Here is a 22,410-nt window from a genome sequence, read left to right as displayed (position 1 = left end):
TTTACATTCCCCTCCAAAAATCATGCATCATAAAAAAGTACAAAATAACGAGAAGGACCGTCCCGCATAAAGTAATGCGTCGGTATATACTCTTCTCCCCTTCCCTCGCTTTAACAAATGCCCAAATAAATCCGACGAACAATATTAAATCAACATATGGAACATAAAAAGAAAAGACGAGAAACGCATACAAATACACGATAAATAAACAGGTCGTTACTAAGAAAATTTTAAATGCAAATTCACTTTTCATAATGTAACCGCCTCCCCAATCTGTACTGTATTATATTCAGCAAAACATAATAGTTGCTGTTTCAATTTTTTCATCTCACTATTTGCAGGCACACGATTGGTATGAAATCAATAAAAACAACTAAAATTCATCACAAATAAGCTACCGCCTATACACGGTAGCTATTATGGAACATTATATTTCCTTTTATATATGTTACTTAAAATCGAATAAGGTAATTGCTCATAACGAATTTTTTCTCCCATTTCCTCTACAATATACAAATTGTTTCCTATATAATAGGTTCCATCTTTTCGTTTGGAATACACTTTGTATTTTTCATTTGGCAATACCGTTTTTACTTTCGTCAATTGTCCATTTGGTTCTTGCCAATATATATTTACACGATCTACTAACGTAAGCATTCCAATTTGTTCTTCTTCTACTTTACGACCATTCCAGCTCACAACACGATAACCAAGCTTATAAGCTTCATATTCGGGACTCGTATGAAAACGAGAAATAATTACTTTTGTCTGTAATTGTACCCGGTCGTATAACCACTGTATATCGCGATCATGCATTCGAATACAACCATTTGATTCCCGACTTCCAATCGTTCCTTCACGGTTTGTCCCGTGAATGGCATATTCCTTTTTATCTAGACCTAACCACCTCGTACCGAGAGGGTTATTCGGAGCACCCCCAGCTATTTTTTTACGATGGTATTCTTTATTTTTATATTTAGTTATAATACAAAAATCACCCTCAGGCGTGGGGGTCCTGTCTCTTCCTGTCGTTATCGGAAATGTTCTCGTATAGTTTCCCTCTTCAAAAAAAGACAGCTGATTCGTCGTAAGGTTAACTAATATTAAATGATCTGTATTAGCAAAAGCGCTAGCTGGCAGGCAGAAAAATAGGATTACGATAAACCATACTTTCTTCATCTAAATCCTCCCTAGCAAATAACATCATAATAAAGTGAAACTCTACTCGGTGGGAGGGTTGTCCATCCCCACTGAGTATTAGCCTTCACCAATCAGGCATTTACGGGCAGTTATCTCCCACCTAATTTCCTTGCATTCGCCGAATTTTGAGGTAGGAGTCTTACTGCCCGCAAATAGCGGGATAAATGCAATTAGCTTTACTTTGCTCTTATAAATGAAAACTATCCATTCACAATTACTCCACCATTTACATGCATCATTTGCCCTGTCACATATGCCGAATCACTAGACGCCAAATATACATATGCAGGCGCTAATTCATACGGCTGACCAGGCCTTTGCATAGGAACATTGCTCCCAAACTGTGATACTTTTTTCTCATCAAAACTGGATGGAATAAGCGGTGTCCAAATTGGACCTGGTGCAACACCATTTACACGAATTCCTTTTTGTACTAGCGACTGAGATAGCGATCTTGTAAAAGCGACAATTGCTCCTTTCGTTGCAGAATAATCGATTAACGTTTCATTTCCTTCATACGCAACGATAGATGCTGTGTTTATAATTACATCCCCTTGCTTTAAATGAGAAAGTGCTGCTTTTGTAACATGAAAATAAGAAAAAATATTAATACGGAACGTTTTTTCTAGCTGTTCCGCTGTAATATACTCTAGCCCTTGCTGCGGATATTGCTGTGCGACGTTATTCACAAGAACATTTAAACTCCCCAGCTGCCGGGCGGTCTCTTCCACAATATCTTTACAATGTTGTTCATTACTTAAATCCCCCGGCAGTAATACACAATTCACGCCTTCTTTTTCAACAAGTTGTTTCGTCTCATTTGCATCTTCGTCCTCATCTAAATAAGCAATCGCAATATTTGCTCCCTCTTTTGCAAAAGCGATGGACACAGCTCGTCCAATCCCGCTATCTCCCCCTGTAATTAATACATTCTTTCCTTTTAACTTTTCGCTTCCTTTATAATTAGGATCTTCAAACTTTGGACGAGGATTCATTAACGATTCAATACCAGGCTGTTTATTTTGATGTTGCGCTGGCATCGTTAAAAAGTTTTTTTGCTGTGGCATAACTTCCTTCAACTCCTTTCCCCTTATAATGTACACAATATTAAAAACTACTTACACATTAAAAAACCGCAATTCACGCTCATTTTCACGGTTAATATTCGAATTTACGACATAAAATATGAATTGTTCTAAAGTTTTTATGCAAAACTATTGCAAAATAGTTAAAAAGCGAATATTATATATAACTGTTGTGAAAATTATTCGTAAAAAGAAAGGATGTTTATATGTTTAACCTTTCAAAACATAAAACTTCTATTAAAACTGAAATTATGGCAGGTATTATTACCTTTTTAACAATGGCATATATCATTGTCGTAAACCCTGTTATCCTTGGGGATGCAGGCGTTCCATTTGAACAAGCATTTACAGCGACAATCATTGCAGCTGTTGTCGGAACATTATTTATGGCAATCTTTACAAACTTACCAATCGCAATTGCACCGGGTATGGGATTAAATGCTTACTTCTCTTATTCTGTTGTAAAAGCTCATGAAGGCATGACTTTCGCGATTGCATTCTCTGCTGTATTCGTAGCAGGTATGATTTTGATTTTGTTATCATTCACATCTTTCCGTACGAAATTAATGGAAGTAATTCCTGAAAACTTAAAACATGCACTGACTGCTGGTATCGGTCTTTTTATTGCTTTTATCGGTTTGCGCTTAACAGGAATTGTTACAAAAAATGATGCAAACTTAGTTGGGCTTGGCGATCTTCACTCTCCTCCAGTTCTACTAGCATTAGCTGGCCTTGGAATTACAATTATCCTTATGTCTTTAAATATAAACGGGGCACTATTTATCGGAATGTTATTAACTGGTATTATCGCTTACTTCACCGGTCAATTAACATTCTCAAACGGCGTTACATCAATCCCTGGATTACCAGAAGGAATTATCGTTTCAAATCCAATTACTGCTGTATCTGATGTAATTAACTACGGATTATACGGCGTTGTGTTCTCATTCTTCCTTGTTACACTATTTGATACAACCGGAACATTACTTGGTGTAGCACAACAAGGTGGATTTATGAAAGACGGAAAGCTTCCAAAAGCAGGACGAGCTCTTCTATCTGACTCATTCTCAGCAACAATTGGAGCTATGTTCGGAACAACACCATCAACAGCTTACATTGAATCATCTGCTGGTGTCGCAGCTGGTGGTCGTACTGGTTTAACAACTGTTACAGTAGCTGTTCTATTTGCATTAGCAGCATTCTTTGGACCGTTAGTGAGCGCTGTTTCTGGCGTTTCAGCTATTACAGCACCATCATTAATTATCGTTGGTAGTCTTATGATGGGTTCAGTTCGATATATCGATTGGGATACGTTCGATGAAGCATTCCCAGCATTTTTAGTAATCTTAAGCATGCCACTTACATCAAGTATCTCAACAGGTATCGCACTTGGATTTATTTCATACCCACTTATGAAAGTGGCAAAAGGACAATTCCGTGCTGTTCACCCGCTTGTGTATTTATTCGGAATCTTGTTCGCTTATCAATTAGTTTTCTTACCACATTAAAATCCCTCATAAAGAGGGATTTTTTCATAAATAAAAAAGCCCCCTCCAAATATAAAGGGAGCTCACAATTTCTAATACCTCTCATCTACCTGTAATTCTTTACTACACTTTTGAATGAAAACCGATGAAATAACCATCATCATTCCTACACTAAACCCAATAAGCTGATCTAGTAGCATTTCATCATAAATCAACCAGCGCAGCAGAAATGCACCGCCAAAAATAAGCATTGCAGTAAATCCAGTATGTCTAAGCCCTTTATATACATTTTCCATATGTATCACCTCTCCACATACTTTTATCCATATTATACCATGTTACTTATTGTATATTTCCATCAAGCAAACTTATTGTCCTCTCACAATATTCAGCTACCTTTTGGTCGTGTGTTACAACTAGTACCGTTTTTCCTTGTTTATTAATTTCTTTTAAAATGCTCATAATTTTGTCCCCGTTTTCTTGATCGAGAGCACCAGTCGGTTCATCAGCAAGTATAATTTTTGTATCTTGTGCTAAAGCCCTTGCTATTGCTGTTCTTTGCTGTTCTCCACCTGATAACTCGTAAGGATATTTGTTAATATGCCTCTCAAGCCCTACCATTTCCAGCATTTCTTTTGATATTTGTATACGTTTCTTATGAGAAATTCTTCTATATATAAGTGGAAGCATTACATTTTCAATAACTGTATAATCATCTAGTAGCGAAAAGTTCTGAAACACAAATCCAACTTCCTTATTTCTATACTTATGATAGTTTGACTTTAATGTACTCGTATCCATGCCATCTAAAAAATACTTTCCAGTAGAGGGGCTATCAATTAAGCCAATAATGTTAAGTAAGGTTGATTTCCCTGAACCAGATGGTCCCATAATGGCTATCATTTCGCCTTTTTCTATTGTAAGATTAATATCTTTTAAAGCACTAAAATTACTCTTTCCGTATCCCTTAGCCACATTTGCGAGCTGAATCATCTATAACACCTCTTTCATATGTGTATTTTTTATTTTTAGTACATTGAAGTAAATGATTGCATATATAATGAGGATCATTACAATTGATAGAGCACCTATAACAATCAATGATTCTATAGAGACTTGTAACGTTCCAAAGAAAGATACTGTACTATTTTCTAGCCCTTTCTGAATTTCAATTACTCCGCTATTCTCCCATTGAAAATACATAATTCCTATACATATAGATAAAATGAATAACAACATATACTCAATAACAAACGTAAGACATAGTTGAAAAGTACTTGCTCCTAATGCTGATTTAATAGAAATATTTTTACGCTCCATATAAAGCGCTGCCATTGATGTTAATAAAATAGATATAAATGAAAAAAATAAAACTGTACCGCTTAATAATAAGGGGTATGACATATTATCAATGCCTTGCTTTTCATTTTCTAACAATTTATTCGGATTTGTAATATAATACGAATACCCCTTGCCTTCTGTTACCTTTAATACTTTCTTTTGAAATTCATTTATATCCACTTTTCCATTTGTTTCTATAATCAGCCCATTGTATAAAAGTTCTACACTATAAAATTCTATTTCTTCTGTTCCAATTGGTAAAATAGCCATGTCATCTAATAATGTAATACGATTATCCGATATTTCACCGCTTCGAGGATATGTAAATGGTGAATTTTTTTCTAAAAAACCGATTACTTTTAGCTTCATTTTTCCAGATGGTATGACATCACCAATAGATACCTTTTCTTTATAATTAGCACCTAATATCACAGGTCTAATATCAAATACTGATTTATGAAATTCCGATTCCTCAAAATACCTTCCTTGTGAAAGTCGTATATGAAAGTATTTATTAATATCTTTATCAATAATAAGAGTCTTTATCGTTCCATTTTCTTTTTTTAAGCTAAGTGAATAGTTACGGAACAAATAATTTGTTGTATTTGTTATTGATATCGTATTAGATAACGCTTGAATGAAATGTTGATAATCACTTTTCGCTTTTTCTTCGCTAAACAACGTTATATCTTGCGTCGCATAAAGTTCATAGAAATTTTTATGAGTCGATAAATTATTTGCTACTGTCATCATTTTTCGATATCCCGAAAGATTACTAATAAATTCTATTGCTGAAGAAAATGCAATAATTAAAGAAATTACTATAATCAAACTTGGTAACAACCGTTTTTTCACAGACCGTATAGAATCAAATATAAAAAACATGACGACCTCCTACGTTCTTAAATGTTTTCCGGGATATATATTTATAATGTGCTTGATTGGAATTATAGTAACAAACATTGTAAGAAAGATTATAAAAACAACATTACATATCAATACATATAGTGTTAATGGTTTTAATAAGTATGTCTGAAAATACGTATGAATTATTCCAGAAAATATTTCTAACGTAAGAAAAACCAACAACATCGCTGCTAGAGAAATAAACAAAATTTGAATATATAGTTCGCAGTAAATAGACATATTAGAAGCACCTACTGCTTTTTTTAATGCAATCTCTCTTTCTTTTTTATAAATCCAAAATAAAACCGCAGAAATGCCAGAAGCAATTGCAACAAGAATGAATTTATAATAATACTTATTTGCTGGATCTATATATGTTACATTTAGTTCCTGAAGATCTATTTCATTCAGTATTTGAACCTCACCCGAAATTACTTCTTTGCTCTTATTCATAAAAGTTTTTATTTCGTTATGGATAGATGATGTAGGGTTAACAACTGTTAATTGTAATTGTTTACTCGCGATAATACCTTTTTTAGATATAGTAGGTAAGTTTTGAAGTGGAACGTATATGCCTGCTACGCCGACGTCACTGTCTTTTCTCGATATAGTTCCTATTTTTTTATATGTATCATCAAATTCATATAATTCCTCTACATTCGTTTGATCACCAACAACCATATCATTTACATTTTCACGATGAAAATATTGCCCTTCAGAAATATATGGCGTCCAATAATACTCATCTTTTAAGTTCACAGCTATGATCTTTGTTGCCCTGAACTATTTAATGCTTTTAAATGCTCTACGTAAATATCACTTTTCACAAAAGTATCTTGTATGAAAGGAATTATCGCTTCCAATTCAGTTGCATTCGCTATCGGAACAGTTAAAATTTGATTTTTTTCTGGGAAACCGATTTGAAAAGCAGATATAAAATTTCGTTTAGACTCTGTTAAAAGCGCGGCAACTGATATAGAAAGAAAAGAAATAAAAAATGCCATAAGAAGAATTACTGAAAATAGTTTGTTGCTTTTTATATTTTTAAAAGCTAAATACATGTCTCTGCTCCTTTTAGATAAGAAGGAGACGATGAACATCCCCTTCTCCTTATCCAAATATTTATAAAGACAACTATTTAATATTTTTTATTACTGTAATCGTAAGTTCCTATTACTATTAAAGGTACCTTTGTAATCGTAAGTTTCCATTACTATCAAAATTACCTTTACGAATCTCTTCTTGATAGTCATTATCCTCATTAGCATAATGCTCAGAGTATAGTCCTTTTGCACCAAAGGCGTTATATGCACCATTACTCACAGTAGCATTTAATGCTCTTCCAGATTCATGGGATCCTAATTTATCCGAAGCGCTTTCAATATATGAATTATTTCCATTTGAATTAATAAAAGAAATTGCTACTGAACAGCGAGATGCATTTTGATTCGTAGTCGTTTGAGCTCTGTAAGATAGTAGATTACCGCTTTTGTGACCACTTAAAGTTGGATAGAATGCACTTGTTGAGATTGATGTTGCTAATAATACTAAAGTCGTAATTGAAAAAACCTTTCCTTTCATTAACAATCACCTCATAAATTAAATAGTTTAGTAGCGCTACATCGTCATAATACCCTTCAAGCCAATTTTTCTCAATAATAAACCCATATGTTTTACAAACTCTTTAAACACTTAAACATTAATACATTTTTAAAAAGTAACGTATAAGTAGCAATACAAAAAAGGCTGCAGAGAACTCATTCTCCACAGCCTAATTATTATTTTTGCAAAAACGACTGTAAATCTGCAAACTGTCTCTTTGCATCTTCATAGCCTTGCTCATATAAACTTTGTAGTTTTGCCGAATCTTTTTCCATACGATCTACTTGAAGCGGCACTTCCGGGCGAATAACAAATAAATTACCCGCTTGCTCTTCTTTTTCAATGTAGTGAAGTGTTTCATTATACACTTCATAACGAGTTAGCATCGTATTAACAAGGTTTGGATACTTTTTATAAGCCTTCGCTGCAACCCAGCCAAATTTTGATTTTTTCTTTGCGTAACCATGATTTCTCGTCAAAATAACGACTGATTTTTCAAATCCATCTTCCTGTGCTTTACGAACTGGAATCGGATCAGAAATCCCGCCATCTAACAACTGCTTACCACGGTAATTTACTACTGGTGCAATGAAAGGTAATGAACTAGATGCTTGTAATAAATTTAGCGCATCATCATTCGTTCCCTCTTTTTCAAAATAAACAGACTGTCCTGTTTCACAATCCGTTGTTCCTACAAGGAAACGCTCAGGACTATTAAAGTATGTTTCAAAGTCAAATGGCACATGCTTTTCTGGAATTTCATGAAAAATGAAATCCATATCAAATAGTTGACGTTTTTTCCACAAGTTTTTATACGATAAATATTGTGGATGTGATGCATAATCAATATTTACTGTTTTATTTCTATTCCTTTGTCTGGAAAGATACGACGCTGCATGACAAGCACCAGCTGATACACCGATTACATATGGAAAATATAAATCTTGTTCCATAAAATATTCTAGTATCCCGCCCGTATATACACCACGCATACCGCCGCCTTCTAATACTAATCCCGTATTTTCAAGCATGTTACTCTCTCCTCTATATATATTGACTCTTTAATTATTCACTATGTTAAGTATCTTTTTCTATTATATATGAGTTCTTTCAGAAATTATATTCAAAAGGCTTGGAATAGAGGTTTTTTTTCTTTTCCTAGGGATATCATCACATCAAATAAACCCTGACGAGTTTCTAATTGACTACAAAATTGAGTAAGAGAGGTAGTAGCGATTTGTTGATTTAACCATACACATTAAGATAAAAAATGGTGCCATGGCACTTACGTTTTCGTTTCATTCCGCCTACTTCTATAATTAATTGACTAAGTATAGCGGGGGACATATATCGATATAACTCTTCGGCAAATAAAGACAACTCTTGTTTTTGATGCATATTCATAAAAAGCACATCACCCTTTCTCATTAACATAAGAGAATAGTAACGTGCTTTTAACTTCAAGAATAGTCTTAATCCTTAAATTGGTGGATGTGGGATACCACCACATAGTTCTACATTATATATTTTTCATTTTTAAGACCTTTCATGCTCCATATGACACTTACGCTTATCAGTATGCACTGACCATTTTAATGCTTCTCTTTCTCTCTTCATCAAATCATATTTTTACTCGTATATGAATTATATAATTACGCTGCAGATACCGAGGCCTTTTTCCCCTTTCTCTTATTCTTTTTCTTATACCACCACATATACACACCAGTAAACATTAAAATAGATGGGGTAAGCCCACCAATCACATACAAGATTTTTGTAAATACTCCTCCAAATGTTCCTGTATGTAAAGGAAGACGCCATATTTGATATGTTAGTCCGCTATCTACTTTTGGGTCTAGCTTTGCTAATACTTTTCCACTATACTGGTCCATCCATACCTTTATATTCCCATTCCCCGGATCATATGAACGGCTCATCCGGATTTCCACAGCACCTTCTGCCTTGCCTTTTTTCACTTTCTCTGGCATTCTTACTTGCATAATTATTCCTTTTGGTACTGCTTTTTCCGCTTCACTCAACAAGTAATCAAGAGGAAGCTTCCCTCCCGAAAGCGCTTTCGAAATAAGTATCTCTTTTGATGGTGCCACACTAGCTTTCGCTCCAAACCATCCGAAAATTGTTTTATCATACACAAGCAGACCACCTGTTAATGAAACGATTAGCAAAAACGGAACTGAAACACCTCCAATGACTCTATGTAGATCATATTGTTTTACATACGAATTCTTACTTCGGCGTATAACAAATCCGCGCATCCATTTTTTAATCCCCGGCCACCATAAATATAAACCTGATAAAATAATGAAAAAGAAAATAAATCCAATGATGCCAACAATCTCTTTCCCCTTAAAATCATTAAGAAGTAAATGATAATGAAGTTCCTCAACCTGATTAAAAAATGATTTTTCACCTAACTCTCCATTGATCCTACCATTTCCTGGATCGATGTAAACTTCTTGTTTTGCCTTTCCTTCTTTTAAATTAAATAAATAAACACCTTGAGCACTTGGTTCATCTGGGGTATATACTCGCTGAATCTCACCCTTTGGATGTACTGCCAATACAGTTTGAAGTGCTTTCTGATAAGTAACCTTTTCGCCTTCTGTTACTTTGTATAAATCAGGATGTAACACACGATTTAATTCGTGTTTAAAAACCAGCAAGCTCCCTGTCAACCCAATCAGCACAATAAACATCCCAGCTATCATACTCAGGTATAAATGAATCTTTCCAATAACCTTACGAGCTTTCATACATATCCCCCTCAATTTAATGAAAAATCAAATCAATATTAAAGATAATAATTATCATTGTCAATAAAAAGTTAGACTATTTTCATTCTCTTAACCTAGGTCCACTTCTAAGCGAATGTCTTTCTCTCACAGGAATACAATCCCCATAGACTACAAAAAGGAAAATATGTAAAAAGCAAAATAGAGCCCCCAAAAGGTCAGCTCTATTTTAAGCTCGTTGATCAGCAACAATATGAATATCAATATACTTCGTTTGTCTCATAATTTCATTTACAATAGAGCCTTTTCGTATTTCTTCCCACCGTGTTCTCGCCGATTGTCCGAGTAAAACTTGTGTCACCTGTAGTCTTTTCGCAACTTCAATAATAACATCAGCTGGCTTTCTTCCTTTCGCTTCTTCTAATACAAAGCTCGCATCAAATTGATTCGTTAGCGATTTCCACTCTTCAATCGTTTGCTTTTTCCCCACTGAAAGGGAATCTATATTTTCCCTTTCTACGTTTAACACATACAATTCAGCGTTTAACCGATCAGCCATGCGCCATCCCCGTCTTATCAATTTTTCCGCTGTCGAACTATATTGCACACAAACGAGAATTTTTTCCTTTACACCAATCGGTTCTATAACTGTTTGGCTGATTTTCTCATCCATATCATCTGCAACTTCGCGAAGCGATAATTCCCTTAGTGCCCCTAAATTATTAAGCGTAAAGAAGTTTTGTAAGCTTTGCTCTATTTTTTCTTCCTTATATATCTTTCCATCTATTAATCTCTTCCTTAGCACTTCCGGCGTTGCATCAACGAGTTGAATTTCATTTGCTTTTTGCAAAATAAAATCCGGGATACGCTCTCGTACTTTGACATTCGTAATTTGAGCTACAATATCATGAACACTCTCTAAATGTTGAATATTAAACGCTGATAATACCGATATGCCAGCCTCTAGCAATTCTTGAACATCCATATAACGTTTCTTATTTTTGGATCCAGGAATGTTACTATGCGCAAGTTCATCCACTACAACTACTTGCGGTGCACGCTTTATAATTCCTTCCACATCAAGCTCATAAAATCCCTTTCCTTTATAATCTATTTCTTTTAAAGGGATCTTCTCTAAATCAGCAATTGCTTCTTCTGTCTCGATTCTCCCATGTGTTTCAATTAAACCAATTACAATATCAATACCATCTTTTTTCATTTCTCTAGCATCAAATAGCATTTTATAACTTTTCCCTACTCCTGGTGCAGCCCCTACGTATAGCTTTAACTTCCCGCGATTTTGCTGACGAATATATTCTAAATATTCCTCTGGCGTTCGCCTTTGAAACGTCGGTTTATAGTCATCCGCATACAAAACACTCACAACCTTTCTTTCGAAACAACACTACCTCAATCCTTTAGATTGAGGTAGCACTATTTCTATTTCATTAGTTTCTGTAATTCTAAATTTAACTTTAAGACGTTCACTCGATCTTCTCCAAATAAACCGAGTGCAGCGCCTTCCGTTTGATCCTTAATCAATTGATCAAGCTTTCCTTTCGGAATATTCGTTAATTTCGAGATGCGATCTACCTGTACGGAAGCCGCCTTCGGACTAATGTCAGGATCAAGCCCTGAACCTGAATTCGTCACTAAATCTATCGGTACTTCTGTAACTGGAACAGTTGGATTTTTTTCCTTCCAATCTGTAATACTTTTCTCTACTCGTTTCTCTAAATCTGGATTAGACGGTGCATAGTTATTTGAACCAGATGCTTCTGCTTTATATTCTATACTAGAGACACGTCCATGAAAATAACGTGGGTCTGTGAAATTTTGACCGATTAATTTCGAACCAATTACTTCATCTTTATCATTATATATAAGACTTCCATCCGCATTATCCTTCATTACCGCTTGCGCAATACCAGTTACAATTAGCGGGTATACAAGTCCACACAAGACTAAGAACGTAAAAGTAATACGAATAATTGGTGAAAGTATACTTTGTTTTTTCGCCATCTTTTTTCCCCTCTTCCTTATATGAACACGCCGACAATCATATCAATTACTTTAATTCCAATGAACGGAACGATAACTCCGCCAAGCCCGTAAATGAGTAAGTTTCGGCTAAGCAATGCATTCGAACTCATCGGTTTATATGCAATACCTTTCATCGCTAGCGGAATTAGTAATGGAATAATAACCGCATTAAATATTAATGCTGATAAGATTGCTGAAAGTGGTGATGTTAATTTCATAATGTTTAATGCTTCCATTTGCGGAATCGCAAGTGTAAACATTGCTGGAATGATTGCAAAATATTTTGCAATATCATTCGCAATACTAAACGTCGTTAACGCACCACGTGTCATTAACAATTGCTTACCGATTCCTACAACCTCAATAATTTTCGTTGGGTTCGAATCTAAATCGATCATATTGGCCGCTTCTTTCGCAGCTGTGGTACCACTATTCATCGCCAATCCAACATCAGCTTGCGCTAACGCCGGGGCATCATTTGTACCATCACCTGTCATTGCTACAAGTTTCCCTTTATCTTGCTCTGCTTTAATAACCGCAATTTTATCTTCTGGTTTACACTCAGCAACGAATTCATCTACCCCTGCTTCTTTCGCAATTGTTGCTGCTGTTAATGGATTATCACCTGTACACATAACCGTTTTAATTCCCATTTGGCGCAATTGTTCAAAACGTTCACGCATACCAGGTTTTACTGTATCCTTTAAATAAATCAAACCGTAAATACGATCATCTACTGCAACTACAAGCGGTGTCCCGCCCTCTTTTGAAATTAAATCTGCTTTTTGATTCACATCTTTCGGAATTGTTCCACCTTGCGATTGAACCCATTCAATAACGGCACCGACAGCTCCTTTTCTCACTTTCGTTCCGTCCTGTAAATCAACACCACTCATTCTCGTTTCTGCTTTAAATGGAACAAATTCACCTTGTTCTGCAAGTTCTCTATTATATGATATAGATTTCGTTTGTACATATTCTATAACTGATCGACCTTCTGGCGTTTCGTCTAAAACTGAGCTAATTGCAGCCCATTTTCCTACTTGCTCAATCGTTTCATTTCCTACAGGTAGCAGTGTATGTGCCATCCGGTTCCCGAAAGTAATCGTACCTGTTTTATCTAAAATAATTGTATTAATATCACCCGCAGCTTCTACTGCTTTCCCTGACATTGCTAGCACATTAAATTTCGTCACACGGTCCATCCCAGCAATACCAATCGCTGATAATAACCCACCAATTGTCGTTGGAATTAAACAAACTAACAACGCTACAAGTACAGCTGTATCAATTTGAAACCCTAAATAATTTGTGAAAATCGGCAACGTCACAACAACGATTAAGAAAATAAGAGTTAAACTCGTTAATACTGTATTTAAAGCAATCTCATTCGGCGTTTTTTGGCGAGCAGCTCCTTCTACTAAAGAAATCATTTTATCAATAAATGATTCACCAGGATTGCTCGTAATTACAATTGTAATCTCATCACTTACGACCATCGTCCCGCCTGTTACTGAACAAAAATCACCGCCCGCCTCTTTTATTACAGGAGCTGATTCTCCTGTAATTGCAGATTCATCTACAGACGCTAATCCTTTAATTACTTCACCATCATTCGGAATCATTTCTCCTTGTTTTACAATAACAACGTCACCTTTTCTCAGATCAGTTGCTGAAACTTGAACAATATCTCCATTTTCTTTTACAACATTTGCAAACACATCTTTCTTCGATTGTTTTAAAGAATCTGCTTGTGCTTTACCACGACCTTCAGCTAACGCTTCTGCAAAGTTGGCAAATAAAACTGTAAATAATAGAATGAGAGAAACTGTTATATTAAACCATCCTGGTACACTATTAGAACTACTTGGAAGAAAGGATAAAATGAACGTAATTATAAAGCCAATTTCCACAATGAACATAATCGGATTCTTTATCATTACTTTCGGATTCAATTTCGCAAAGGATTGTTTCATCGCATGCGTCACGATATCACGATCCAACGTTTTCGCTTGTCTAACCTCATCTTCTACAGCATGTATTTGTGACTGATTTATTTGTTTTTCTTTTACCACTACCGGTCTCATCATTTACCCTCCATTACTTCAATGTAAGAAATTCTGCAATTGGGCCGAGTACTAACATCGGGAAGAATGTTAACGCACCAACAATTACAATCGTTCCGATAAAGATCCCTCCAAATAAACCATTATCTGTACGGAACGTTCCGACTGTTTCTGGCACTACCGTCTTCTCTTTCAATGAAGCTGCCACAGCTAACATTGTAATTAAGCTGAAATAGCGCCCTAAAAACATAACTAAACCAGTTGTAATATTCCAAAACGGTGTATTATCTGCTAATCCTTCAAATCCTGATCCATTATTCGCAGCTGACGATGTATACTCATATACAACTTGCGTTAAACCGTGGAAACCTGAATGAGAAATTGCATCCGTCCCTAAATTTGTTGAAAGAGCTAATGCTGAAAACCCTAAAATAAGTAATGGATGAAATAATATCGTTACCGCAATTAATTTCATTTCCTTACCCTCAATTTTCTTACCTAAAAACTCTGGTGTCCGTCCAACCATTAACCCAGATATAAAGACTGCAATAATTGCATACATGATAATGTTGACAAAGCCTGCTCCAACACCGCCGTATACTGTATTTAACATCATATTTACGAGTGGTACTAAACCGCCAATCGGTGTTAATGTATCATGCATCGTATTAACGGCCCCTGTTTCAGCAGCTGTCGTTACTGTTGCGTATAGCGAAGAAAATACTGTTCCAAATCGTACTTCTTTTCCTTCTGTACTTCCTTGTACATGTTCGATACCCATTCCATTTAACGCTGGATTCCCATTTAATTCCGCTGTAGTAATCGTTATAAACCCTAGTAAAAACACCATAAATAGTGAAACGAAAAGGATACGTCCTTGTTTTTTATTTCCTACCATTCGTCCGTACGTAAATGGTAGTGCTGTTGGCAATAACATCATAAGCATCATTTGCAAAATATTACTCATTTGTCCTGGATTTTCGAAAGGATGTGTAGAGTTTGCCCCGAAAAATCCACCGCCGTTATTTCCAAGTTCCTTAATGGAAACGAATGATGCAACTGGACCACGCAAAATACTTTGCTTCGCACCATCGATTGTTTGTGCTGTAACCGCCCCATCTAACGTTTGTGGTACACCAAGTGCGACAAAAACTAGCGCCGCAATAAATGCGATAGGAAGAAAAACTCTCGTTAATGCTCTCGTAAAATCAATGAAAAAGTTACCGAGTTCTTTTCCAGCGAGTCCTCTAATAAAAGCCATAACGAGCGCTAACGTCGTTGCTGGTGCCGCAAACATTAAAAATGTAATCCCGATTAATTGTGATAAATAAGATAAACCATTTTCACCGCTATAATGCTGTAAGTTTGTATCAGCCATAAAACTAATCGCTGTATTAAAAGCGAGCGTAGGCTCCATTCCTTCAATATGTGCTGGATTTAGCGGCAGCACACCTTGTAATCTGAAAATGAAATATACGACAACAATCATGAATCCATTGAGTAAAACTAATGATAATGCGTACTGTTTCCACGTTTGATTGTATGCTTTTACACCCGTAATTTTAAAAATAAGTTTTTCAAAAGGCCCGAATACTTTATCTAGCGTTTTGCTACCTTGAAAGGCTTTCTCTAAATAAATCCCCGTTGGCTTTGCTACTAAAATAAACAAGAGCATTGTAATAACGACTGCAACCCAAATCATAATGAATGATTCCCCCTAATTAAAACTTTTCTGGATTTAATAATGCGTACACTAAGTACACCGTAATCGCTGCAACAATAACCGATAAGGCAATCATCATGATTGCTTCCCTTCTTTCACAACTTTATCTGACCAACTTGCAAGACTTGCCATCGATGCGACTAACACAACAAAAATCCCGATCATTACAACATCTAACATAACTACCCCTCACTTTTGTTAAAATTTACCATCTAATTATCAAAAAAAGAACACTAAGCTCTACTTAGTGTTCGAAACGAACAACACAAAGTAAACCTCCTCTCTAAACGCTTACGAGGTTAGCTGTCGGATTCGGGCCTAAAGAGTAGCCCTACTTTCAAAATTGAAAGATTCACCCCAAGTGACGATGCACAAAATTGGTTCCCCCGCTCCATTTCTGGAACTCAGCGATTTTAGGTTTTTTTGGAAATTTCATAAATGATTTATGAGAGTAAATATACTCCTCTATATTTAACTTGTAAAGAGGCAAATTACTAAAAAAAAGAAAATATTCCGTCGTTTAAGCGTTTACATTAAGTGTTATTAATATTCTTTCATCTGTTTTCTTGTCTTTTCTTTCTTTTTCATAAAAATGATCCTTTAAATATGAAATAAAAAGAGCGAATTACATGAAGTGCATAGCTTGTTGCACTCAGTATTCGCTCTTTTTTCATTCAACCTTTATTCTCCTCGTAAAAATGCACGTAAATTTCTTCCCCGAATATAAACTTGCGACAGTTCTGCATTTAGCTGCTCATATTCGATAATATCCGTTTTTAAATATAAAGCATCTTTCGATGGCAATATTATATATGGCCTTGGAAAAATAGGATCGAGCACTACCAATTCTTGAACTCTCTCTACCGATGCCGCCCAACGATTCGCTATATCTCCTAGTAACAACACCTTCATCTTCATTTCCCCCACCCTATTCAAAAAATAAAAAAGAAATATTATCACAGTTCGTAAACACTACAAATTTAGCTCCAATTGTTTCATAGAGCCTGGCTGGATAGCGTTTATTCTTTGTAACAACAGTAATAGGCGCTTGAAAAGAGAAACGAATGCGTTCTGTGAAAAAGCTAACTATCGGAAGCTCATCTCCTAATAAAATTACTTTCTTAATCCGCTCGAAAATACTAGTAAAATCCTGCTCCTTATTACAGCTATAAGTCGAATCAAATCCACAATTCCTAACTTCAGCTGCTATCTCTTCATTTGCTGTAAAAATAATTAACTCATGCTGAAATGCTACTAGCTCTCTTAAACTCTTTATCTTATTTTCTTCTCCAACGCAAATAAGCGTTAATTCCATATACCTCATCCTCCTTAGCATAAAAGAATCCAAACATAGATTGATATTCTTCTATACTAATCAGATCGATGAAGTGATATATCCATCATGGCACCGCCCTCTCTCAAGACGCTTACGAAGTTAGCTGTCGGATTCGGACTTTGAGAGTATCCCTACTTTCAACATTGAAAGATTCACCCCTAGTGACGACGCACAAATTGGTTCCTCCGCTCCATAAATTTGGACTCAGCGTATTACAAAAATGTATTCTGGCTGATATATTACTCCTGTGTTTGGAAAAAGTAAACAGAAAAAAGCCAGTTGTAAAACTGGCTTTTCCATTCTTTGTGCTTATGCTTTATTCATCTTATATGCAAAATGATTCGTCGGTCCATGACCACTACCAATATTCAATGGCTCTTCAATTGCTATACTAATAAATCGTTTTGCCTCTTGAACTGCCTCTTCAATTGAGTATCCTTTTGCAAGTCCTGCTGTAACTGCCGATGCGAATGTACATCCGCTTCCGTGCGTTTGCTTCGAAGGAATTCGTTCACTTCTAAATTCAATAAACTCTTCTCCATCAAAGAGTAAATCAATTACTTCATTACCTTGATATTCTGCATGTCCGCCCTTCATAAGCACATATTTAGCACCTAATTCGTGCAATACTTTCGCAGCTTCTTTACTATCTTCTATATTTTGAATCTCCATCCCAGTTAACACTTCTGCTTCCGGAACATTCGGTGTTACAACAGTTGCTACTGGTAATAAATATTCCTTTAATGCTTGTACTGCTTCTTGTTGTAATAATGATGCTCCGCCTTTTGCAATCATAACAGGATCTAGTACAATATTATTCCAGCCGAATTTCTTAATATGTTCTGCAACGATTTGAATAATTTCACTACTAAATAGCATCCCTAGTTTCACCGCATCTGGTGTTAAATCCGTACCAATTGAATTCAGCTGTTCCGTAATTCCTTCTAAAGAAACAGGATATACCCCTTGAACGCCAAGCGTATTTTGAGCAGTAATTGCTGTAATAGCCGTCATTCCATACACACCAAGCTCTTGGAATGTTTTTAAATCTGCTTGAATTCCAGCGCCGCCTCCGCTATCAGATCCTGCAATCGTTAAAGCTTTATTCACTTTCATCCCACTCATCCTCTTCTATCCAAAATAGCGATGATAAATTGTTTTCGCTTCACTTATATCTTTCGTTCCATGCACAAGTACACGACCATCTTTGAAAGCAACTAATCTCTTTTCTTCAACAGAAAATGATAATAAATATGGATTTACATTCAAATCATTCACGCGATTATTTAGCAATTCTTTATATTGCTCAAAATTCATTTCTTCTTTATGAGGTGGTCTAATTTGAACTGTATTTCTCCCGCATAACACTGCTGTTTTTGAAGTGTTTTCTTTATTTAAATACGGATATAATGCTTGCTCACCACATGATAGACAATTATGTTTACGAAGCTTTTGCACATTCATACATGAATACTCATTTTTCCATACATCAAATGATACAAGCCCCTCTCGAAGCGAGTCATAATCTTCTACTAACAGTTTAAGTGTTTCCGTTACTTGATGAGAAACGACAAGAGATACAGCAGGTGATATAATCCCCGCTGTATCACATGTCGCTCCGCCAAGCGGAATCGATTGTAATAAACAAGATAAACATGGCGTTTTGCCTGGAATAATAGTATAAGAAAGACCGTAACTTCCTACACATGCCCCGTAAACCCATGGAATAGAATATTTTTGCGATATATCATTCACAATGAAACGCGTTTCGAAATTATCAGTCGCATCGATAATTACATCAACATTTGTAACGAGTTCTTCTAACTCTTCAGCCGTTACATCTTGAACGAGAGCTTCTACTCTTACTTCACTATTAATCTCTTCTAGACGTTTTTTTGCCGCCACAGCCTTCGGAAGGTTATTCTCTACATCACTCTCTGCATACAATTGCTGTCTTTGTAAATTACTCCAATCCACATAATCGCGGTCAACAATTGTCACCTTACCAACGCCAGCTCTTACAAACATCTCTGCATTTGCACTACCTAATGCACCTGCACCGATAATAAGTACATGCTTTTCTCTTATCTTTTGTTGTCCTTCTCCCCCAATTGGAGAAAATAGTTCTTGGCGAGAATATCGATTATTCAACTACGCTCATTCCTTCTAAAGGACTACTTGCCGTTGCACAACGTTTACGTGCAATACGGCCTGCTTCAAAGCCTATCCGCCCTGCCTCAATACCTAATTTCATTGCGTATGCCATTTTAATAGGATCTTTTGCCCCCGACACAGCCGTATTTAATAACACACCATCTGCTCCTAATTCCATCGCAAATGCCGCATCAGCTGGGCTACCAATACCAGCATCCACGATAACTGGTACTGTCGCTTGTTCAATAATGAAACTTAAATTTAATGGATTTACAATACCAAGTCCTGAACCAATCGGTGATGCACCTGGCATAATGGCATGCACGCCAAGTTCTTGTAATTTACGCGCTAATACAACATCATCAGATGTGTACGGTAGAACGATAAATCCTTCTTCAAGTAACATTTCAGATGCTTTTAACGTTTCTACCGGATCAGGTAATAACGTTCTATCATCACCAATAACTTCTACTTTTATCATGTCACAAAGTCCAGAAGCTTTTGCTAATTTCGCAATTCGAACAGCTTCTTCAGCATTTTTTGCTCCTGCTGTATTTGGTAATAACGTATATTTTTTCACATCAAGTTTCTCTAATAAATTAGGTTGCTTCGCATCAAATATATCCATGCGACGTACTGCGAATGTTAAAATTTCAGCCTCAGAAACGTCAATTGCTTTTTGCTGTACATCAAAATCAGAGAATTTCCCTGTTCCTAATAAAAGTCTAGAATGAAATGAAAATGGTCCAATGTTTAACATAATCAACCGCCTCCTACGAAAGTTACAATCTCAATTTGGTCTCCATCAAAAACTGATGTATCTTTATGATCATCTTTTTGTAAAATATCTTTATTACGCTCTACTACAACAATTCTGTTATCTAATTCTAAATGTGTAAGTAGCTCAGCTACTGTTTCCACACTCACTGGTACTTCAATTTGATTACCATTAATTTTTAAATTCAAACTTCCATCCCCTTTCTAAACCGATTTAGAAAGCAATGAATCTAGCAGATGATTCTCCTGCTTTCCTTCTATTAAATCAGCCATATACTGACCCGAAACAGGACTTAATAAAATACCGTTTCGATAATGTCCAGTACAAGCATATAAACCTTTTATTTCTTCATGCTCTCCCATATAAGGAGCTTCATGATTCGATTGTGGCCTTAATCCTGCCCATGTACTTTCCCACTCTGCTTCTTTTAAAGCAGGCAATATCGTATAAGCACGCTCTAATATGGAAGTAATACTTTCTGGTTGTACAGATTTATTGAACGTATGAGGCTTCATCGTTGCCCCAATCACATAACGGCCACCGCGCTTCGGCGTAATATAAAATCGCTCTTGGAAAATAGGAGCTTTCAAGAGAGGTTTCCTGCTTCTTACTGCAACAACCTCTCCCTTAACAGGATATGTACCCCAATCACTATGGAAATAATGTAGTAATTTCGTACTCCATGACCCTCCAGCGATAACGACTTTTTCGCATGTGATTACACCTTCACTCGTAACAATCCCAGTCACTTTATTATTCTCAATACGAATATCAAACACTTCTGTTTGTTCATATATGTCAGCTCCAGAAAATGCCGCGGAATGTGCGAATGCTTTCGTAAGCTCTGGCGCAATAACGTGACCATCTTTCGGATAATATACCGCTCCTATAATTGACTCGGATAGAAATGGCTCTTTTTCCCGTAAATGGTCCCCCGTTAGAAAATAGGAATCTTCACCTGTTTTCTGTTGCCAATCCATAATATGAAGAATTCTTTCCTTCTCATCTTCATTTTGGGCAATGCGATAAATGCCTTTTTCCTCATACCCAATATCGATGCCTGTCTTTTCACGTAAAACTTCTGCAAGTTGTGGAAATATAGCACGGCTTTCTCTAGCAAGCTCAAACAGCGGATCATATTCATCCCATTCTGCCTGCACACCGAGCAAACCAGCAGCTGCTTTCGAAGCTTCAGATGCGATTCTTTGTTTCTCTATAATCGCTACTTTATGTCCTCTTTCTGCTAGAAAGTGTGCAACTGAGCTACCAATTACACCTCCGCCAATAATCGCTACATCATACTTCTTACACATGTTTTTCCGCCCACTTTCTTATTGATTCCTTATAAGATTTCGCTCTGCTATACGGATTACTATTGCTTATAATCCCGGACATAACAGCAATGCCACTTACACTATTTGCAAGAACATCACCTGTATTTTCAGGAGTGATTCCACCAATTGCAGTTATTGGTATGGATAAACATCTTGCCATATGAGCAATTTCTTCTAATCCTCTTGCTGGCACATCATTTTTACAAGCCGTTGGAAATACATGACCGTAAACGAGTGAATCCGCTCCATCTTTAAATGCCACTATCGCTTCATCTAAAGAATGTACTGAATAGCCAACATGCAAATAAGAAAACTTTTCTTTCACCGACCTTACATCTGCGCTTCGATATCCTAGCTGCACACGCGGAATATTTAATAGAATAGCAATATCAATTCGATCATTTATCACTATCTTCGATACCGGAAAGCCTTTCCCCAAAAGACTTTCCACACCTTCATACAATTCCTTCGTACTTTTCTCACGCTCACGAATATGCAGATAATCAATCTCACTCTCAATTTGCATCGCTACATTCACTAACTCTTCGAATGGCATGTGACCATTTGAGATTACATGGAGCTCATTTTTCATATTCATTCGC

The 22,410-nt window shown here is 36.1% G+C and carries 24 protein-coding genes, 2 pseudogenes and 2 riboswitches; of the genes and pseudogenes, 1 reads left to right on the top strand and 25 read right to left on the bottom strand.

From position 1 onward, the window contains the following. Position 1: 1 nt before the first annotated feature. The 3 genes from EXW56_RS03900 to EXW56_RS03890 form a co-directional block, all read right to left on the bottom strand. Positions 2–253, bottom strand: a complete 252-nt coding sequence (locus EXW56_RS03900) for a hypothetical protein (RefSeq protein WP_002201706.1) — start codon at positions 251–253, stop codon at positions 2–4. Between the two features lie 164 nt (positions 254–417). Further along, on the bottom strand, positions 418–1,179 hold the full coding sequence (locus EXW56_RS03895) for a L,D-transpeptidase (protein WP_215597185.1): 762 nt from the start codon (positions 1,177–1,179) through the stop codon (positions 418–420). A gap of 221 nt (positions 1,180–1,400) precedes the next feature. After that, positions 1,401–2,267 carry an SDR family oxidoreductase gene (locus EXW56_RS03890; protein WP_215557974.1) on the bottom strand — a complete coding sequence of 289 codons (867 nt, stop codon included), beginning with the start codon at positions 2,265–2,267 and terminating at the stop codon, positions 1,401–1,403. Between the two features lie 224 nt (positions 2,268–2,491). On the opposite strand from EXW56_RS03890, the gene EXW56_RS03885 reads away from it, so the two are divergent. Beyond that, on the top strand, positions 2,492–3,793 hold the full coding sequence (locus EXW56_RS03885) for an NCS2 family permease (RefSeq protein WP_002201709.1): 1,302 nt from the start codon (positions 2,492–2,494) through the stop codon (positions 3,791–3,793). A gap of 71 nt (positions 3,794–3,864) precedes the next feature. Here EXW56_RS03885 and EXW56_RS03880 read toward each other — a convergent pair whose 3' ends face one another. The 22 genes and pseudogenes from EXW56_RS03880 to tenI form a co-directional block, all read right to left on the bottom strand. Continuing rightward, positions 3,865–4,077 carry a hypothetical protein gene (locus EXW56_RS03880; protein ID WP_140392351.1) on the bottom strand — a complete coding sequence of 71 codons (213 nt, stop codon included), beginning with the start codon at positions 4,075–4,077 and terminating at the stop codon, positions 3,865–3,867. A gap of 37 nt (positions 4,078–4,114) precedes the next feature. Beyond that, positions 4,115–4,765: an ABC transporter ATP-binding protein gene (locus tag EXW56_RS03875; RefSeq protein WP_002201711.1), complete on the bottom strand. Its 651-nt coding sequence runs from the start codon at positions 4,763–4,765 to the stop codon at positions 4,115–4,117. Beyond that, positions 4,766–5,998 carry an ABC transporter permease gene (locus EXW56_RS03870; RefSeq protein WP_002201712.1) on the bottom strand — a complete coding sequence of 411 codons (1,233 nt, stop codon included), beginning with the start codon at positions 5,996–5,998 and terminating at the stop codon, positions 4,766–4,768. It lies immediately after the preceding gene. A gap of 9 nt (positions 5,999–6,007) precedes the next feature. Further along, positions 6,008–7,080, bottom strand: a pseudogene (locus EXW56_RS03865) (ABC transporter permease). Between the two features lie 118 nt (positions 7,081–7,198). After that, positions 7,199–7,600 carry a hypothetical protein gene (locus EXW56_RS03860; protein WP_002159224.1) on the bottom strand — a complete coding sequence of 134 codons (402 nt, stop codon included), beginning with the start codon at positions 7,598–7,600 and terminating at the stop codon, positions 7,199–7,201. A 197-nt stretch (positions 7,601–7,797) separates the two neighbouring features. Continuing rightward, on the bottom strand, positions 7,798–8,652 hold the full coding sequence (locus EXW56_RS03855; RefSeq protein ID WP_002201715.1) for a patatin-like phospholipase family protein: 855 nt from the start codon (positions 8,650–8,652) through the stop codon (positions 7,798–7,800). A gap of 149 nt (positions 8,653–8,801) precedes the next feature. Further along, a pseudogene (locus EXW56_RS03850) lies at positions 8,802–9,025 on the bottom strand (IS4 family transposase); the annotation flags it as partial. A gap of 248 nt (positions 9,026–9,273) precedes the next feature. Next, on the bottom strand, positions 9,274–10,395 hold the full coding sequence (locus EXW56_RS03845; protein ID WP_215557972.1) for a PepSY-associated TM helix domain-containing protein: 1,122 nt from the start codon (positions 10,393–10,395) through the stop codon (positions 9,274–9,276). A gap of 208 nt (positions 10,396–10,603) precedes the next feature. Further along, positions 10,604–11,758 (bottom strand): KdpD-like non-kinase potassium sensor, encoded by a 1,155-nt coding sequence (gene kdpDN / locus EXW56_RS03840; protein WP_215557971.1) that lies wholly within the window; start codon positions 11,756–11,758, stop codon positions 10,604–10,606. A 56-nt stretch (positions 11,759–11,814) separates the two neighbouring features. Continuing rightward, entirely contained in the window at positions 11,815–12,396 is a 582-nt protein-coding gene (kdpC, locus tag EXW56_RS03835) for a K(+)-transporting ATPase subunit C (protein WP_215557970.1), read from the bottom strand. Positions 12,397–12,413: 17 nt separating this feature from the next. Beyond that, the gene (kdpB, locus tag EXW56_RS03830) at positions 12,414–14,504 is read right to left on the bottom strand and encodes a potassium-transporting ATPase subunit KdpB (protein ID WP_002201718.1); all 2,091 of its coding nucleotides are present in this window, start codon (positions 14,502–14,504) and stop codon (positions 12,414–12,416) included. Positions 14,505–14,517: 13 nt separating this feature from the next. After that, positions 14,518–16,185: a potassium-transporting ATPase subunit KdpA gene (gene kdpA, locus EXW56_RS03825; RefSeq protein WP_002201719.1), complete on the bottom strand. Its 1,668-nt coding sequence runs from the start codon at positions 16,183–16,185 to the stop codon at positions 14,518–14,520. Positions 16,186–16,204: 19 nt separating this feature from the next. Beyond that, a complete protein-coding gene (kdpF, locus tag EXW56_RS03820) occupies positions 16,205–16,285 on the bottom strand; it encodes a K(+)-transporting ATPase subunit F (protein WP_000972378.1) in 81 nt (26 codons plus the stop codon). Continuing rightward, a complete protein-coding gene (locus EXW56_RS03815) occupies positions 16,282–16,386 on the bottom strand; it encodes a SipW-dependent-type signal peptide-containing protein (protein ID WP_000887889.1) in 105 nt (34 codons plus the stop codon). The genes kdpF and EXW56_RS03815 overlap by 4 nt, the downstream gene beginning before the upstream one ends. Positions 16,387–16,480: 94 nt before the next feature. Continuing rightward, positions 16,481–16,626, bottom strand: a riboswitch (cyclic di-AMP (ydaO/yuaA leader). 261 nt (positions 16,627–16,887) lie between these two features. Further along, positions 16,888–17,118 (bottom strand): hypothetical protein, encoded by a 231-nt coding sequence (locus EXW56_RS03810; protein ID WP_002201720.1) that lies wholly within the window; start codon positions 17,116–17,118, stop codon positions 16,888–16,890. 16 nt (positions 17,119–17,134) lie between these two features. Further along, positions 17,135–17,521 carry a hypothetical protein gene (locus EXW56_RS03805; RefSeq protein WP_002201721.1) on the bottom strand — a complete coding sequence of 129 codons (387 nt, stop codon included), beginning with the start codon at positions 17,519–17,521 and terminating at the stop codon, positions 17,135–17,137. A 93-nt stretch (positions 17,522–17,614) separates the two neighbouring features. Continuing rightward, a riboswitch (cyclic di-AMP (ydaO/yuaA leader) is annotated at positions 17,615–17,762 on the bottom strand. A gap of 89 nt (positions 17,763–17,851) precedes the next feature. Beyond that, positions 17,852–18,667: a bifunctional hydroxymethylpyrimidine kinase/phosphomethylpyrimidine kinase gene (gene thiD, locus EXW56_RS03800; RefSeq protein WP_080013748.1), complete on the bottom strand. Its 816-nt coding sequence runs from the start codon at positions 18,665–18,667 to the stop codon at positions 17,852–17,854. Between the two features lie 6 nt (positions 18,668–18,673). Beyond that, positions 18,674–19,693, bottom strand: a complete 1,020-nt coding sequence (locus EXW56_RS03795; RefSeq protein WP_002201723.1) for a thiazole biosynthesis adenylyltransferase ThiF — start codon at positions 19,691–19,693, stop codon at positions 18,674–18,676. Further along, entirely contained in the window at positions 19,686–20,456 is a 771-nt protein-coding gene (thiG, locus tag EXW56_RS03790; protein WP_002201724.1) for a thiazole synthase, read from the bottom strand. The genes EXW56_RS03795 and thiG overlap by 8 nt, the downstream gene beginning before the upstream one ends. 2 nt (positions 20,457–20,458) lie before the next feature. Further along, entirely contained in the window at positions 20,459–20,662 is a 204-nt protein-coding gene (thiS, locus tag EXW56_RS03785; RefSeq protein WP_002201725.1) for a sulfur carrier protein ThiS, read from the bottom strand. A 15-nt stretch (positions 20,663–20,677) separates the two neighbouring features. After that, a complete protein-coding gene (gene thiO, locus EXW56_RS03780; protein ID WP_002201726.1) occupies positions 20,678–21,787 on the bottom strand; it encodes a glycine oxidase ThiO in 1,110 nt (369 codons plus the stop codon). After that, positions 21,780–22,400 (bottom strand): thiazole tautomerase TenI, encoded by a 621-nt coding sequence (gene tenI / locus EXW56_RS03775; protein ID WP_002201727.1) that lies wholly within the window; start codon positions 22,398–22,400, stop codon positions 21,780–21,782. Before tenI ends, thiO begins: the two co-directional genes overlap by 8 nt. Positions 22,401–22,410 lie beyond the last annotated feature (10 nt).

It is taken from the genome of Bacillus mycoides (genome assembly GCF_018742245.1).
Taxonomy (GTDB): domain Bacteria; phylum Bacillota; class Bacilli; order Bacillales; family Bacillaceae_G; genus Bacillus_A; species Bacillus_A cereus_U.
The sequence above is the reverse complement of the archived record's forward strand: the minus strand, read 5'-3'. Positions and strand labels throughout refer to the sequence as shown.

Excerpts from the sequence above, each read along its gene's own strand:
- EXW56_RS03855 (WP_002201715.1), bottom strand. The coding sequence starts at position 8,652 with ATGCTTGAAAATACGGGATTAGTATTAGAAGGCGGCGGTATGCGTGGT.
- EXW56_RS03805 (WP_002201721.1), bottom strand. The coding sequence starts at position 17,521 with ATGGAATTAACGCTTATTTGCGTTGGAGAAGAAAATAAGATAAAGAGT.
- thiG (WP_002201724.1), bottom strand. The coding sequence starts at position 20,456 with ATGTTAAACATTGGACCATTTTCATTTCATTCTAGACTTTTATTAGGA.
- EXW56_RS03810 (WP_002201720.1), bottom strand. The coding sequence starts at position 17,118 with ATGAAGGTGTTGTTACTAGGAGATATAGCGAATCGTTGGGCGGCATCG.
- kdpC (WP_215557970.1), bottom strand. The coding sequence starts at position 12,396 with ATGGCGAAAAAACAAAGTATACTTTCACCAATTATTCGTATTACTTTT.
- EXW56_RS03885 (WP_002201709.1), top strand. The coding sequence starts at position 2,492 with ATGTTTAACCTTTCAAAACATAAAACTTCTATTAAAACTGAAATTATG.
- kdpF (WP_000972378.1), bottom strand. The coding sequence starts at position 16,285 with ATGATGATTGCCTTATCGGTTATTGTTGCAGCGATTACGGTGTACTTA.
- EXW56_RS03870 (WP_002201712.1), bottom strand. The coding sequence starts at position 5,998 with ATGTTTTTTATATTTGATTCTATACGGTCTGTGAAAAAACGGTTGTTA.
- thiD (WP_080013748.1), bottom strand. The coding sequence starts at position 18,667 with ATGAGTGGGATGAAAGTGAATAAAGCTTTAACGATTGCAGGATCTGAT.
- EXW56_RS03890 (WP_215557974.1), bottom strand. The coding sequence starts at position 2,267 with ATGCCACAGCAAAAAAACTTTTTAACGATGCCAGCGCAACATCAAAAT.
- kdpA (WP_002201719.1), bottom strand. The coding sequence starts at position 16,185 with ATGATTTGGGTTGCAGTCGTTATTACAATGCTCTTGTTTATTTTAGTA.
- EXW56_RS03845 (WP_215557972.1), bottom strand. The coding sequence starts at position 10,395 with ATGAAAGCTCGTAAGGTTATTGGAAAGATTCATTTATACCTGAGTATG.
- EXW56_RS03895 (WP_215597185.1), bottom strand. The coding sequence starts at position 1,179 with ATGAAGAAAGTATGGTTTATCGTAATCCTATTTTTCTGCCTGCCAGCT.
- EXW56_RS03900 (WP_002201706.1), bottom strand. The coding sequence starts at position 253 with ATGAAAAGTGAATTTGCATTTAAAATTTTCTTAGTAACGACCTGTTTA.
- kdpB (WP_002201718.1), bottom strand. The coding sequence starts at position 14,504 with ATGAGACCGGTAGTGGTAAAAGAAAAACAAATAAATCAGTCACAAATA.
- tenI (WP_002201727.1), bottom strand. The coding sequence starts at position 22,400 with ATGAAAAATGAGCTCCATGTAATCTCAAATGGTCACATGCCATTCGAA.
- EXW56_RS03815 (WP_000887889.1), bottom strand. The coding sequence starts at position 16,386 with ATGTTAGATGTTGTAATGATCGGGATTTTTGTTGTGTTAGTCGCATCG.
- EXW56_RS03860 (WP_002159224.1), bottom strand. The coding sequence starts at position 7,600 with ATGAAAGGAAAGGTTTTTTCAATTACGACTTTAGTATTATTAGCAACA.
- thiO (WP_002201726.1), bottom strand. The coding sequence starts at position 21,787 with ATGTGTAAGAAGTATGATGTAGCGATTATTGGCGGAGGTGTAATTGGT.
- EXW56_RS03875 (WP_002201711.1), bottom strand. The coding sequence starts at position 4,765 with ATGATTCAGCTCGCAAATGTGGCTAAGGGATACGGAAAGAGTAATTTT.